We start from the raw sequence: 14737 nt of genomic DNA, 5'->3' as shown, positions 1-14737 counted from the left end.
TGGATATTACGCATGTGATTCAGCCTGAACGTAAAATACTACTGTATATGGGTACAGTCAAACGGCGTTCAGACTAAAGCATTGTCCAGAGCAATGCAGACAGCGTTGCCAGCCCCCCCAATACGACCAAAAACACCGTCACGCCGCGAAGCTCTGCCAGCGAGGGGCGGGTGTATATGAGGTACGCCGGGATAAGGAACAGGATCACCGCGATCAGTGGTCCGCAGAACATTTCAATCAGGCTGAGCACATCCGGATTGGCATAAACAATGCCATAGGTCAGCAGGAACAGCGCCAGAGAGGCCAGCCGCTTGCTGGCGTTGGCCTTTTTGCCGGATACGCTGGCAGCCAACTGACCAAACGTTTGTGCGACCGACAGACCTACGCCGAGGAAGGATTTCGTCATACCGATGATAGCGATGAGCGGGGCAATGTGGTAAATCAGGCTGAAATCACCGTTTCCCTTCATCACCGACAGCACATTCAGGTTTTCCGCCTTCGCTCGCACAAAGTTGTCATGGGGGATCCCCAGCACGCAGCTCAGCACGAAAAAGAGGATACTGGCGAAGATAGCTAAGTAGGCGATACGGATCACGAACGGTGCCTTTTTCTCACCCTCCGCTTTCCTCTCCCGGTAGTAAGAGCTCAGCGGGGAGACCATAGGCGCACAGCAAAACGAGAAGGTAATAAGCGGCAGCGTCAGCCAGATATTTTTCAGCGTTACCGGCAGCGGCGTGGCGGTCATTTCAGCGGCCGTATCGGTCAGGTTAGACAGATGCCATCCCGGGATAAGTGATACGGCGATCAGCAGTACAGATGCCGCGAACGGCAGCGCCAGTGCGCTCATAATGGCCACGACTCTGTCCCGGCCCTTGCTAAGCACCACATACAGCGCAGCAACCACGATAAACGACAATGGCCCACGGCTGATGGCGGTAATATGCAGATGCTCCACCAGTAAATTACTCAGCGCATTAATCAGCGCCACCCCGTAAACCAGGGTTACCGGGAAGAAGGTCACACAATAGAACAGGGTGATCAGCTTTTCACCCCGTCCGCTGAAGAAGGAGCCGAAGATCGGCAACGTGCCGTTTTCAGTCTTCTCTTCACGCATATACACACGACAAAGGAGTAAATGGGGGATCAGGGATAACGGCAGCCCCAGCAGGAGCATAACCAGAAAAATAACCGGACCACGGGTGCCGATTTCCACGGGAAGGAACAGTGTTCCCGCTCCGACGGCTGTACCATAAAGGCCCAGCGTCCAGATATTATCCTGCCAGTGCCAGTTAGAGCGTGTTGTAATATTAGCTGAGAGAGTTGTGGCTTTATTCATCATATTTTACCGCGTTGTTAGAGGGGCGACGACTTATTTAGTTTTTATCTGTCTGTAGTCGTCGCTGCGCCATCACGTCACGGGTGGGAGGGGTTTGATGTTGCATACCGAAAACCTTATGTGTATGCCTGCAATAACTATCGTTATTCTTTGACGATGCTTTAACAGGCGGTTAATTAAGAAAGGGATTTGTTAAATTAACGAACAAATAACGACTGACTTTCCCTGCCTGCACGTCTGTTAATTAAAGAATAAACACCCTGTTTTATTAAGTACCATAAGGCGCCATCATATTGAAGGGGGGCTTGTTTAATTATTTTATTGGGCGTGAAATTATCCCGTTATGCCTGAAATTAAAAAACAGAATGTAGACAATCGCGTAACCCGCTCGTAGCTTTCGAACCGTCTTGTAACATAACGCTCTCTTTATGGTGGCGAAGGGGTTCAGGACGTCGTATGCCTGCTATTAAACGCCCCATAAGAAAATCCTCTTCTATACTCAGTTACGTTTAGTGAAATAGGTCGCCGCTCCACACGTCGCGTTCCCTTAATAGCGGCGGGCAGCAGGGGTATATATTCACGAAAACGCCTTAATAATGGTCAATTTTGCATTTTAGAGGGGGTTTCCTGGTATGTTGCATTCTCAATCCTCGCGGGTCGGTAGCATTTTGCTGCTGCTGACCGCGATAATAGCCTTTGCGGTGGCGCTATACGCCTGGTGGACGCCGCTTACCGGCGTCACTGGCACCATTGGCGCACTGGGCGTGGTCATTGCCAGCGTAGTGCTGGCGATACTGACCTTTATGTTACGTGCGGCATCGCGTCGTGGGGCGCGCGTTTTTCTGATTATTGTCACCCTGGTGGTGTTGGCGGGTATTGCTTTCGCCGCCGCGCTGCTGCACCAGTACATCATAACGGCAGCCATGGTGGTCGGCCTGATTGGTCTGATTATGCTGAGCAGCCATTCCGCTCGTTACAACCATCCCGTCAGAAGCTGAGGAGCCGCCCGTGCACAACGATAAGCATTATCCCTTCATAAAAGTCAGCATGACGGCGCTGGCGCTGCTGGTCGCTCCGCTCGCGCTACAGGCGCAGGATAAGGCCGCTGAAGCCTCTCAGGGGACACAGGAATCACTGAACATTGATGCGGCCGATCAGCAGGCGCCCGGAACCACAAAAACCACCGGCGATGCCTCAACCGGCAGCGGTGATGGAAAGAAAGTCGCCTCGGCCAGCCAGCCAGCGACGCCGCTGGTGCCCGGCACCGCCACCTGGGACAGCTTCCACGGCCAGCTTAACGCGCAGAAATACAGTCCCCTGACCCAAATTACGGCGGATAACGTCGGGAAATTAACGAAAGTCTGGGAGTTCCATACCGGCGACGTCTCGGACGGTAAAGGCGATACGCCAGCTACCGTCTGGTCCGCAACGCCCATTTTCGCCAACGATACGCTCTACATCGGCACGCCATTCGATCGCCTGATTGCGCTGGATCCGGGGACGGGTAAAGAGAAGTGGCACTATGACACCAAATCGTCGCGCAAGGCGCTGACCCAGCCGGTGCTGAAAAATCGCGGCGTTTCCTACTGGCAGGCCAAAAATCCGGTGACAGGTGAGGCATGCCAGAAGATGGTCTATATGGGCACCGTTGACGGCAAGCTCTTTGCGCTGGACGCCGATTCAGGCAAACCGTGCAGCGGCTTTGCGAACAACGGCGTGCTGGATCTGAACCAGTGGAACACCGTTAACGCGAAGTATCCGCTCTCTGTCCTGCAACCGCCAACCGTTGTCGGCAACCATCTGCTGGTGGGCTGGGCCGGGAAGGACTGGGCCTATGCCGAAGCCCCTCCGGGCACCGTATTTTCAGTCAACGCCCAGACCGGTAAGCTTGAGTGGACCTTTGAGGCGATCCCCGCAGAGATCCGCAAGCGTACCGGTACCGCCAACGTCTGGACGCACATGTCCGCCGATGAGGCTAACGGGCTGGTCTATCTCCCGGTCTCATCGCCGTCTCCCAACTATTGGGGTGGCAACCGCGTAGACGCTATTCCGCTTGGCACCTCGACCACCGCGCTGGACATCAACACCGGTAAAGTGGTCTGGTCACGTCAGTGGGTACACCACGACGTCTGGGATTACGATATCAACTCCGCCCCGACTCTGATGGACATCACCGTAGACGGCAAGCAGATCCCGGCGCTGGTGCAGGCCACCAAGCAGGGTTTCCTGTTTGTGGTTAACCGCCTGACGGGGGAGGACGTATGGCCAATCGAAGAACGTCCGGTTCCGCAGGGTGATGGTTCGGTCCAGGGCGAAGTTCTCTCGCCCACGCAGCCATTCCCGACCAAACCCGCGCCGCTGCTCGACCAGTCGAAAAAACCGGAAATCTGGAAGCTGGCGGATATCGTCGGTGGCGGCCAGTGCTCCCGTCTGTGGGATAACCTGACCTATGAAGGAATGTATACCCCGCCAACCACCAAAGGCGAAGGCACGCTCACCTATCCCGATAGCGCCGGCGGCGTCCAGTGGGGTGGGGTGGCGTTCGATCCGCAAAAACAGATCGCCATCGTCAACACCTCGCATATCGTCCAGTACGTGAAGCTGTACAGCCGTGAGGATTACGATAACGCAGACAAAGACTCCGGCAACGAAAGCGGCTTTGCCCCACAGGAAGGCGCCCCGTACGGTATGCGTCTGCTGGTGGCGAGCAACTGGCTTGGCATGCCGTGCTGGCAACCGCCGTTTGGTGAAATCGTGGCGCTGGACATGCACACGGGCGATGTGAAATGGCGTCGTCCGGTTGGCGCCTCCCAGCAGTATGGCTTCTTCATGCCGGAAAGCTGGGGTTCGCCTACCATTGGTGGTCCGGCAGTGACGGCGGGCGGCGTGATCTTCATCGGTGCCTCAATGGATGCCAAAGTGCGTGCCTACTCGGTAGAGAGCGGTGAAGAGCTGTGGTCCGATCAGGCCGAAGCTCCGGCGGTAGCGAACCCGTCCGTCTATGAATATAAAGGTCGCCAGTATGTGGCCTTCGTGGCTGGCGGGAATACGATCCTGAAGGATCAGGTGGGCGATCAGGTGGTGGTCTACGCCTTGCCGGAATAATTCAGCAGGAAGGGGAAATAAGCGTGGGGCCTGCGGGCCCCACTTTATTTTGCAGTAGTTGTTTTACCGACGCGTTATTTATCGGCTGATGCGCCAGCACGCGCTGACATCTGCTCGGCGGACTTCAGATGCTGCTCAACGACCGGAGTGTGCTCGTTGGCCAGAGCCTTCACATCTGGATCGTCGATTTTACTGGCGTCGCTTTTAAGCTTCGACAGCACCTTCTCGTGGTCCTTCACGCCAGCATATTCCATATACATTTTGTCAAAAGCGTCACCGCGCTGGTTTTCCAGCCTTGAGTTCAGGGCTTTATGCGCGGCGTCTGGTTCGGTCGGCAGCTCCACGCCCTTTTTCTGGGCAACGGTCTTGACTTTGGTCAGCGCGGCGCCGTGATCGTCGACCATTTTCTGGGCGAATGTTTTCACTTCACTGGTTTGGGCCTTGTCGAGGGCGAGCCTGGCGGCGGCAACTTCGTTGATATTGGCCTGCGCCATGTCCTTCAATGCTTTCTCGTCGCCGGAGCTGAGTCTGGCGTCCGGTTGAGCCTGGCCCGCAGTTTGAGTTTGCGCGGCGCTGGTTGTCTGGGCTTGTACGCCAACGGTGCTGAACATTGCTGCAACTGCTGATACGGCTAGCAGCCTTTTCAGGGTTTTACTCGTATGCATATTGTTCTCCTGATGGTCATGGTACAGGTAAGTTTCGGTTGCTTCAGGCGCAACCGGCAGATAAATGACGACTGCACAGGTCAGTATAGTAGATGAACCTGCTGTACCCGCTGTTCAGGTCAGTAATGGCTGGTCGTGATGCTCAATCCTTCTACAATATTGATACGGATCATTTACATATTTGCTGCTAATGTTAAATATATAGATTCATCAACAGGAGGAATGATATGAAAAAAGCACTATTAGGGAGTGTATTGGCTTTAACAGTAGTAAGCTTCGGCGCATCTGCGGCAGATATGATTTCCAAGGATGAAGCGCACCACTTCAAACTTGAATACCTTGGTAATGTATCTGTAGGGGCTTCAGGTGGACAAATTTCCTCACCTTCAGATCTTCATCAAAAACTCTCCAAACTGGCAGACGAGAAGGGCGGGAAATACTACGTCATTATCGCTGCCCGCGAGCATGGCCCTAACTTCCAGGCCGTCGCAGAAGTCTTTAAATAATTTTCTCGAATAACTCAAAAACCCGCTTCTGGCGGGTTTTTTGCTTACAAACAACCAAAAAAATGCCCCTGATGCGGGGCGAGTGTGAGTCAAATCTATTCTTATGTTTATGTGTTGTGCTCTAAGGCTTTGGGACAATAACACCTTGTTCAAATAATGCAATCTAAATGCATATTTAAATGCGACGGCTGCATACGTTACACAGATAGTCTACTCTTTACATACAGTTATGGTGAAAGGCAGTTAATCGTTAGCTGTCGCCTGCTGGAGAATGGAAACAGTAAACGGTTGCAAGAGGTAAACATGAACGTTGACGCACTGACGCAAAAGGCAGAAGAAGAAATTTCAGCGCTTATAACCAAAAAAATTTCAGAGTTACGTAAAAAAACAGGGCAGGAAGTGTCTGAAATTGAGTTTATCGCTCGTGAAGCCATGACAGGCCTCGAGGGGTATGAGGTAAAAATCAAACTTATTTAATCAAAATTATTACCTGTTTCGGGACACTGGATAAAGCAGAGCGGCAAACGTCAGCTAAGACTATCCTGCGCGTGGCAGGATTGAAGCCAAAAAGCCCGGTGACGCTGCGCTTACCGGGCCTACAATTAACGCAATCCACAGGCCGGGCAGGGCGTAGCCGCCACCCGGGTTACCAGGCTTACACTATCGCGTTCGGGCACGCTTCTCCCTTTTCGAGTTGACGCAAATTCCCCAGCGTGGTTTCCGAAATGCTGATCAGCGCTTCGGCGGTCAGGAACGCCTGGTGTCCGGTGAACAACACGTTGTGACAGGCAGACAGGCGACGGAACACGTCGTCCTGGATCACGTCATTAGATTTATCCTCAAAGAACAGATCGCGTTCGTTCTCATACACATCCATACCCAACGCGCCGATTTTTTGCGTTTTCAACGCTTCGATAGCCGCCTGAGAGTCGATCAGCCCGCCGCGGCTGGTATTGATGATCATCACGCCGTCTTTCATCTGGTCGAACGCCGACTGGTTAAGCAGATGATAGTTCTCCGGGGTCAGCGGACAGTGCAGGGAGATAACGTCAGACTGCGAGAAGAGCGTTTTCAAATCGACATACTCCACGCCCAGCTCCAGCGCAGCGGCGCTTGGGTACGGATCAAACGCCAGCAGGCGCATGCCAAATCCTTTCAGGATGCGAAGGGCGGCCACGCCAATTTTGCCGGTACCGATCACGCCTGCGGTTTTACCGTACATGGTAAAGCCGGTCAGCCCTTCCAGAGAGAAGTTAGCATCACGGGTTCGCTGATAGGCACGGTGAATACGACGGTTGAGCGACATCATCATCCCGACCGCATGTTCTGCCACGGCTTCCGGAGAATAGGCCGGGACGCGAACGACCTTCAGACCCAGCTCTTTGGCGGCATCGAGATCGACGTTGTTAAAGCCCGCGCAGCGCAGGGCAATGTATTTCACGCCCTGTTTTTTTAACTCTTCCAGCACCGGTCGGCTACCGTCGTCGTTAACGAAGATACACACGCCTTCGCAGCCGTGGGCGGTTTTAGCCGTCTTTTCAGTTAGCAGAAAGTCGAAAAATTCAAGATCGAAACCGTACGTCTCGTTAACATGTTGCAGATACTTTTTGTCGTACTGCTTTGTGCTATATACCGCGAGTTTCATAAGACTTTCTCCAGTGATTTTGGAACCACGTTAGCATGTTTAAAATTATCTTACAATTTTTCAAAATTCATTGAAATCAATAAGTTCTATGAATTATTGTAGAGCATCTACTCTTAAAAATGGCATTACCTTCAACTGACTGGCTAAACATGCGACAATGAGCGGCAAGAACGGCTTATTTTTTTCGCAAAATCAGGATATTAACTGCCCATGAAGGGTAAATACAAAGCCGCAATCGCGCTATTACTGCTGCTATTTCTTGTGCCGCTGACGCTGCTGATGACGCTCGCCCAGTGGGTACCCACGCTCGCCGGGATCTGGCTCCCCGTCGGAACGCGCATCGCGTTTGAAAAAAGCCCACGGCTCACGCGCCACGCCCTGATCATCCCCGATCTCCGCTATCTGGTAGAAGAGTGTGAAATTGCCCGCGTGGAAAACGTGACTCTGTCACACCCCAGCCGCTGGGATCTGGATATTGGCGCACTTGAACTTAACTCTGTCTGCCTGAGCAAATTACCGCAATCGGCGCCATCTACGGTGGCGCCGAAAACGCTGGCGCAGTGGCAGGCCATCCTGCCCAACACCTGGCTGACCATCCATCGCTTTACCCTTTCTCCCTGGCAGCAGTGGGAGGGTGAACTGCAAGCTTCTCTGACGCCAGCCCGCCAGGACATCACCTATAAAGGCGAGCAGGTGAGCATTAAGGGGCAGTTACGCGGCCAGACCCTTTCCATCAGCCAGTTCGATGTGCAACTGCCGGATCAGCCGCAGCCCGTGAAGCTGGTCGGTGAATTCACCCTGCCGCTGGTGCCGGACGGCGTGCCGGTGAAAGGGCATACGGTCGCGACCTTTAACGTGCCACAGTTATCCTCGCTGGTCGATGCCGATCTGGACTGGGAGGACAATCAGGGCCAGCTGGTGGTCATGGCGCGGGACAACCCCGATCCGCTGCTCGATTTACCGTGGCAGATCACCGCTCAGCAGTTGACCATCAGCGACGGACGCTGGAACTGGTTAGCCTCCGGCGTGCCAATGAGCGGACGCGTCGGGCTGAAAGTGGATAACTGGCAGCAGGGGCTGGAGAAAGCCACCTTCACGGGGCGGCTCAACGTGCTGACCCAGGGGGATGCGGGTAAGGGCAACGCGGTGCTGAATATCGGTCCCGGCTCGCTCAGTATGGATAACAGCGCTATGCCGCTGCACCTGAGCGGGGAAGCCAAGCAAAACGATCTGATCCTGTATGCCAGGCTCCCGGCGATGCTGACCGGCAGCCTTTACGATCCGCAGCTTACGTTTGAACCCGGCGCTTTATTGCGCTCGCGCGGGCGCATCATCGACTCGCTGGATATCGATGAGATCCGCTGGCCGCTGGCGGGCGTGAAGCTCACGCAGAAGGGCGTGGACGGCCGCCTGCAAGCCATTCTGCGGGCGCATGAAAACGAAATGGGCGATTTTGAGCTGCATCTGGACGGCCAGGCTAACGACTTTTTACCGGACAACGGTTTGTGGCAGTGGCGCTACTGGGGTAAAGGGAATTTCACGCCAATGAACGCGCGCTGGGATGTCCGGGGAACCGGGGAGTGGCGCGACAACGTTATCGAACTGACCGATCTTTCCACGGGGTTCGACAAATTGCAGTACGGTACGATGCTGGTCAGCAAGCCGCGCCTGGTGTTGGATCACCCGGTGCGCTGGTCGCGGGACCCGGATAACCCCACCTTTAGCGGCGCGCTCGCGCTTAACGCCGGGCAAACAAGCTTTTCAGGCGGAAGCGTGCTGCCGCCGTCCGTTTTGACCTTCAGTGTTGACGGGACAGACCCGACGGTGTTCCAGTTTAAAGGGAACCTGCATGCGGACGACATCGGCCCGGTCCAGGTGAATGGACGCTGGGACGGCGAACGCCTTCGCGGTCAGGCCTGGTGGCCAAAACAGTCTCTTACGGTGTTTCAGCCGCTGATCCCGCCAGACTGGAAAATGACCCTGCGCGGCGGCGAAATGTACGCGCAGGTGGCTTTCTCTGCGGCGCCCGATCAGGGGTTTGAGGCCGGGGGGCACGGGGTGCTGAAAGCGGGCAGCGCGTGGATGCCGGATAACGAAATCAACGGCGTGGATTTTGTTCTGCCGTTCCGCTTAAGCCAGGGTACCTGGTCGCTGGGCACGCGCGGGCCGGTAACGTTACGAATCGACGAGGTGAAAAACCTGGTCACAGCCCGAAATATCACCGCGGATCTCCAGGGCGATTATCCCTGGACCGAAGCGAACCCGCTCCTGCTCACCAACGTGAAGGTGGAAGCGCTCGGCGGGAAAATCACCATGCAGCAGTTGAGAATGCCGCAGCACGATCCGGCTTTACTGCGCGTGGATAATATTTCCTCCAGCGAACTGATAAGCGCGGTGAATCCGAAGCAGTTTGCCATGTCCGGCCCGGTGAGCGGCGCGCTGCCGTTCTGGCTGGACAATGAAAAATGGATCATTAAAGATGGCTGGCTGACCAACCCGGGGCCGATGACGCTGCGCATCGACCAGGACACGGCGGATGCCATTGTGAAAGACAACATGGTTGCCGGGGCGGCGATCAACTGGCTCCGCTATATGGAAATTTCGCAGTCGTGGACAAAACTCAATGTGGATAATCTGGGTGTGTTAACCATGCAGGCGGCCATTAAAGGCACCAGCCGCGTCGAGGGCAAAAGCAGTTTCGTAAACCTGAATTACACCCATGAAGAGAACATTTTTACCCTCTGGCGCAGCCTGCGCTTTGGGGACAATCTGCAAACATGGTTTGAGCAACATGCGGCGATACCCCTTCTCCGCGGTTCGACAGGCAAGGAAAGTGAGGAACAACAATGAAAAAGAGGGCTGGTGTACTCACCGTGGCCGTCGTCGCGCTGCTGTCAGGCTGCACGCCGCGCATTGAAGTGGCGGCGCCCAAAGAGCCGATCACCATCAACATGAACGTGAAAATCGAGCATGAAATCCATATCAAGGTGGATAAAGACGTTGAAGCCCTGCTGAAATCCCGCAGCGATCTGTTCTGAGGATGTCATGAAACGATTAGCTCTGATGTTACTGGCGCTGGGGATGAACGTTCACGCCGCCACGCTTACGCTCAACGATGCGCGTGCCCAGGGGCGCGTAGGGGAAACCCTGAGCGGCTATCTTGCGCCCGTTCAGCACGACGCTGAAACCCTGGCGCTGGTGAACCGTATCAACGCCGCACGCACGGAAAGTTACCAGCAGCTGGCTGACAGTAATAATTTGCCCGTCGACGAGGTGGCGAAAATGGCGGGGCAAAAGCTGGTGGCCCGCGCGCAGCCGGGTGAGTACGTGAAGGGAATTAACGGCAAGTGGCTGAAAAAATAGCTAGCGGTAACGCCTGCGGTATTCGCCCGGCGAAACCCCGAAACGCTGCTTAAAGGCGGTGGAAAAATGGCTATGGTCGGTAAAGCCCCAGTTGTAGCCAATCCCCGCCAGCTTTTCGTCATCGCTGATGGAACGCAGCGCCTGAGCGCATAAATCGAGGCGACGGTTCTTAATATACTGCGCTACCACCAGCCCTTTCCCGGCAAACATGCGGTACAAGCTACGCACGGACATGCCGCTCTCTGAGGCTATCCACTCCGGTCTTAACGCCTCCGACTGAATATGATCATCAATCAGGGACAAAACGTGGCGGAACTGACGCTCCTTGCGCGGCAGCACCTCGTCATGCTGCTGGAAGGCCGGACGCAGCAGACACACCATCGCCTCCAGCGCCGCTTCGCTTTCACTGGCGCTGAGATCGGCATTGCCCATGCTCTCCTGCAACAGACGGTAGCTCAGCTGTACGGTAGGCAGACTGCGGGAGAGGGGCAGCGCGCATCTCACTTCCTGAAAACGCGCGTGTTGCTCAATGATTTGTCGCGGGAGCAGCAGCGAAATCTGGCGGGAACGCTCCTGCCAGTAAATGGAGCACGGGCGGGAGGCGTCAATCAGCGTGATATCCCCGGCTTTCAGCATCGCGCGCTGGTCGTCCTGTTCGATTCCGGCGCTGCCTTCCAGCTGAAACACGGTGTAGAACCAGGCGTCGTTGCCGTTTCTGATCTCCTGACGGGTGCGAAACAGGTTAACGCCTGCGGCGGTCACCGTGCTCAGCTTCAGACTTTGGGTGTAGCTGGTTTCCAGCTCGCCGAGAAACGCCCCCTCTAACGGACGTGCCGCAAAGCGCCCACAAACCTGGTTAATTTGCGCCAGCCACTGCTGAAAATTGTCCTGTTCGCTTGCACACGCCATTGATGTTCTCGCTGCACCGTCACTGTTTTCGCATTGTTGCATTTATGTTGCATTTTGTCAGGACTACGAGGCTGACTATAGGAAAGAACACTCAACGGTTACAGCGATATAAGCGGGAATTATCACGATTTGCGGACCCTGTCACAGCTGGCAAAGCGAATGTCACACAGACAAAAGCAGGAATGCGAATCCCCTCTTAGACTGCATACACACCCTGCGAAGCATAACGAAGGAGTATTCTATGTCCGAATCACATGTCGCCATCCTGCCGGGCGTGCAGCAGTTTTTAGATCGCCAGCACGGCCTGTGGATCGAAGGGCGTCAGGCGGCATCCGATAGCGAAAAGCGTCTGAACGTCTACAACCCGGCGACCGGAGAGGTTATTGCCTCTACCGCCGATGCCAGCGTCGATGATGTCGATCGTGCGGTGATGTCTGGCTGGCGCGCCTTTGTCGCCCGAAGCTGGGCCGGACGGCTGCCGGCAGAGCGGGAACGTATCCTGCTGCGGTTTGCGGATCTGGTGGAACAGCATGGCGAAGAGCTGGCACAGCTCGAAACCCTGGAGCAGGGGAAATCGATTAACATTTCCCGCGCCTTCGAGGTGGGCTGCACCCTGAACTGGATGCGCTACACGGCAGGGCTGACCACCAAAATTGCCGGTAAAACTCTCGATCTCTCGATTCCACTGCCGCAGGGCGCGCGTTATCAGGCGTGGACGCGTAAAGAGCCGGTGGGAGTCGTGGCGGGGATTGTGCCGTGGAACTTCCCGCTGATGATTGGCATGTGGAAAGTGATGCCCGCGCTGGCGGCAGGTTGCTCCATCGTGATCAAACCGTCGGAAACCACGCCGCTCACCCTGTTACGGGTGGCGGAACTGGCGAGCGAGGCGGGGATCCCGGAGGGTGTGTTCAACGTGGTGACCGGCAGTGGCGCCGTCTGTGGCGCGGCGCTGACCTCGCACCCGCGCATTGCCAAAGTGAGCTTTACCGGTTCGACGGCGACGGGCAAGCAGATTGCCCGCGCGGCGGCGGACACGCTAACGGGCGTGACGCTGGAGCTGGGCGGCAAAAACCCGGCCATCGTGCTGAAAGATGCCGACCCGGCGTGGGTGATTGAAGGGCTGATGACCGGCAGCTTCCTGAACCAGGGGCAGGTCTGCGCGGCCAGCTCGCGCATTTATATTGAGGCTCCGCTGTTCGACACGCTGGTCAGCGGGTTTGAACAGGCCGTGAAATCCCTGAGCGTCGGGCCGGGCATGTCGCCGGAGGCGTTTATCAACCCGCTGGTGTCGCGCGCCCACTGCGATAAGGTTCAGGCGTTCCTGGATGAGGCGAAGGCGCACAATGCGGAGCTGATCGCCGGGAACCGGGGGCCAGACGGCAAAGGCTATTACGTTTCGCCAACGCTGGTGGTCAACCCGGATAATCATCTGCGACTGACGCGTGAAGAGGTCTTCGGGCCGGTGGTGAACCTGGTTCGTGTGGCCGATGGGGAAGAGGCGCTTCAGCTGGCGAACGACACTGAATATGGCTTAACGGCCAGCGTCTGGACGCAGAACATCAGTAAAGCGCTGGCGTATACCGACAGGTTACAGGCCGGAACAGTGTGGGTGAACAGCCACACGCTGATAGACGCCAACCTGCCGTTCGGCGGCATGAAGCAGTCCGGCACCGGGCGCGATTTCGGCCCCGACTGGCTGGACGGCTGGTGTGAAACCAAGTCGGTGTGTGTGCGGTATTAAAAAAACGCCGGGTGGCGGCTACGCCTTACCCGGCCTACGGGATCGAGGAAAAGGTTGGTTTTGTAGGCCGGGTAAGCGCAGCGCCACCCGGCGTAACTTACAGCGACCATCGATCCCGCCCGGCCTCCTTCGCCCTGTACAGCGCCGCATCGGCGCGGGCAATGATTTCGGCCCCGACTGGCTGGACGGCTGGTGTGAAACCAAGTCGGTGTGTGTGCGGTATTAAAAAAACGCCGGGTGGCGGCTACGCCTTACCCGGCCTACGGGATCGAGGAAAAGGTTGGTTTTGTAGGCCGGGTAAGCGCAGCGCCACCCGGCGTAACTTACAGCGACCATCGATCCCGCCCGGCCTCCTTCGCCCTGTACAGCGCCGCATCGGCGCGGGCGATGATTTCCGGGCCGGCAAGCCCTGCGGTATAGCCTGCAATGCCCATACTCGCCGTCACACATTCACTCACCTTCGACGCGCTGTGCGGAATGGCTGCGTTGCGCAGGCCAGCCTGGATCCGCGCGGCGACTTTCTCAGCAATGCTTTCTTCGCAGTCAAAGAGGATCACCACAAACTCCTCGCCACCGTAGCGCGAAACCACATCCTCTGGCGTGCGCACCGAGGTGTTCAGCACCTCTGCCACCCGCGCGAGGCACGCATCTCCGGCCTGGTGACCGTAGGTATCGTTATACAGTTTGAAGTAATCGACATCCAGCATCAGCACCGCGAAGCGTTTGCCTTGCTCCACGGCGTTTTCCAGCACCAGCTCCATCGCCCGGCGGTTGGCCGTTTTCGTCAGTGGATCCTGATGGGCCAGCGCATCCAGCCGCGAAATTAAACGCTGATTCTGCTGGTTGCGACGCCACGCCTCTTCAAACCAGCTCAACAGGATATAGCGCCCGCACACGAGAATGAACGTGAACACCACCCACAGCCCGGCAAAGCGATAATTAATTTCCTGATTCAGCAGCATGCTGGCAACGGGCAGGCTTACCCATAGCGGAACGGTGAAGCAGAGCAGTGCAACCGGGTGAAAATAGAGCGCGGTCATACCGGCCATCAGCAGGGTAACGAATATAGGCCAGGGATGAGGAAGCTGTAACACGTTGATAAACCAGTAACAACTTATCGACCATAGCAGGCTGCACATAAACAAAACGGCGCTGACGCCGCGGATGTGGCGCCAGGCCATGATCACCAGCGCCACGGAAAGGATCACCACGCCCAGCATGGAGGCGTCAATCATCTGCCGCAGAGGGGGGCTGATGTGCAGGAGGGCATCGATATGGCCGAACAACGAATTGCGCAGCAGGACCATAAGGGCAAAGCTGGCATTCACAAAGGCGAGCCACGGCAGGTTCACGGCCAGCCCGTGAACAACCATTGATTTACGGGTAGGCCATATCGCGGGTTCGGGTGTGGCTGGATGTCTTTTTTCCATTGAAGAGAATTTTCCTTGAGCGGGCGGAACGTCCGCC

13 protein-coding genes and 1 pseudogene are annotated in these 14737 nt (G+C 56.1%); 9 read left to right on the top strand and 5 right to left on the bottom strand.

The genetic code is table 11. From position 1 onward, the window contains the following. Window positions 1–73: 73 nt before the first annotated feature. Complete coding sequence (locus SK54_RS13550) at window positions 74–1336, bottom strand: amino acid permease (RefSeq protein WP_082195380.1); 1263 nt, start codon at window positions 1334–1336, stop codon at window positions 74–76. A gap of 632 nt (window positions 1337–1968) precedes the next feature. Here SK54_RS13550 and SK54_RS13545 point away from each other — a divergent pair. Together SK54_RS13545 and SK54_RS13540 are read left to right on the top strand one after the other, a co-directional pair. Beyond that, window positions 1969–2334 carry a hypothetical protein gene (locus tag SK54_RS13545; RefSeq protein WP_032104048.1) on the top strand — a complete coding sequence of 122 codons (366 nt, stop codon included), beginning with the start codon at window positions 1969–1971 and terminating at the stop codon, window positions 2332–2334. Between the two features lie 10 nt (window positions 2335–2344). Beyond that, complete coding sequence (locus SK54_RS13540) at window positions 2345–4441, top strand: pyrroloquinoline quinone-dependent dehydrogenase (RefSeq protein ID WP_048247433.1); 2097 nt, start codon at window positions 2345–2347, stop codon at window positions 4439–4441. A gap of 74 nt (window positions 4442–4515) precedes the next feature. Here SK54_RS13540 and SK54_RS13535 read toward each other — a convergent pair whose 3' ends face one another. Then, window positions 4516–5106, bottom strand: coding sequence for a DUF4142 domain-containing protein (locus SK54_RS13535; protein ID WP_017384526.1), 591 nt, complete (start codon window positions 5104–5106; stop codon window positions 4516–4518). 227 nt (window positions 5107–5333) lie between these two features. On the opposite strand from SK54_RS13535, the gene SK54_RS13530 reads away from it, so the two are divergent. Further along, a complete protein-coding gene (locus SK54_RS13530) occupies window positions 5334–5612 on the top strand; it encodes a YdgH/BhsA/McbA family protein (protein WP_048247431.1) in 279 nt (92 codons plus the stop codon). Window positions 5613–5915: 303 nt separating this feature from the next. Then, window positions 5916–6089, top strand: coding sequence for a GnsA/GnsB family addiction module toxin (locus SK54_RS22020; protein ID WP_006808842.1), 174 nt, complete (start codon window positions 5916–5918; stop codon window positions 6087–6089). Between the two features lie 178 nt (window positions 6090–6267). On the opposite strand, the gene SK54_RS13525 is transcribed toward SK54_RS22020, so the two are convergent. Next, window positions 6268–7257: a 2-hydroxyacid dehydrogenase gene (locus tag SK54_RS13525; RefSeq protein ID WP_017384525.1), complete on the bottom strand. Its 990-nt coding sequence runs from the start codon at window positions 7255–7257 to the stop codon at window positions 6268–6270. 210 nt (window positions 7258–7467) lie between these two features. Here SK54_RS13525 and SK54_RS13520 point away from each other — a divergent pair, with 210 nt between their 5' ends. Genes SK54_RS13520 through SK54_RS13510 form a run of 3 tightly spaced genes read left to right on the top strand, consistent with a single transcriptional unit; the run spans window position 7468 to window position 10620 of the window. Then, a complete protein-coding gene (locus SK54_RS13520; RefSeq protein ID WP_047062780.1) occupies window positions 7468–10107 on the top strand; it encodes a YdbH family protein in 2640 nt (879 codons plus the stop codon). Continuing rightward, the gene (locus tag SK54_RS13515; RefSeq protein ID WP_003857369.1) at window positions 10104–10295 is read left to right on the top strand and encodes a YnbE family lipoprotein; all 192 of its coding nucleotides are present in this window, start codon (window positions 10104–10106) and stop codon (window positions 10293–10295) included. The genes SK54_RS13520 and SK54_RS13515 overlap by 4 nt, the downstream gene beginning before the upstream one ends. A gap of 7 nt (window positions 10296–10302) precedes the next feature. Then, window positions 10303–10620, top strand: a complete 318-nt coding sequence (locus tag SK54_RS13510) for a YdbL family probable chaperone protein (RefSeq protein ID WP_006808832.1) — start codon at window positions 10303–10305, stop codon at window positions 10618–10620. On the opposite strand, the gene feaR is transcribed toward SK54_RS13510, so the two are convergent. Then, window positions 10621–11529 carry a transcriptional regulator FeaR gene (gene feaR / locus SK54_RS13505; RefSeq protein ID WP_048247428.1) on the bottom strand — a complete coding sequence of 303 codons (909 nt, stop codon included), beginning with the start codon at window positions 11527–11529 and terminating at the stop codon, window positions 10621–10623. It lies immediately after the preceding gene. A gap of 241 nt (window positions 11530–11770) precedes the next feature. Here feaR and SK54_RS13500 point away from each other — a divergent pair, with 241 nt between their 5' ends. After that, window positions 11771–13270 carry an aldehyde dehydrogenase family protein gene (locus SK54_RS13500; protein ID WP_017384522.1) on the top strand — a complete coding sequence of 500 codons (1500 nt, stop codon included), beginning with the start codon at window positions 11771–11773 and terminating at the stop codon, window positions 13268–13270. Window positions 13271–13433: 163 nt separating this feature from the next. Next, window positions 13434–13496 (top strand): annotated as a pseudogene (locus tag SK54_RS22805) (hypothetical protein); the annotation flags it as partial. 97 nt (window positions 13497–13593) lie between these two features. On the opposite strand, the gene SK54_RS13495 reads toward SK54_RS22805, so the two are convergent. Further along, complete coding sequence (locus tag SK54_RS13495; RefSeq protein WP_048247426.1) at window positions 13594–14700, bottom strand: GGDEF domain-containing protein; 1107 nt, start codon at window positions 14698–14700, stop codon at window positions 13594–13596. Between the last annotated feature and the right edge of the window lie 37 nt (window positions 14701–14737).

The organism is Enterobacter sp. MGH120, from assembly GCF_001037725.1.
GTDB classification, from domain to species: domain Bacteria; phylum Pseudomonadota; class Gammaproteobacteria; order Enterobacterales; family Enterobacteriaceae; genus Enterobacter; species Enterobacter hormaechei_C.
Note: the sequence above shows the minus strand (reverse complement) of the source record. Positions and strands in the feature narration are given on the sequence as shown.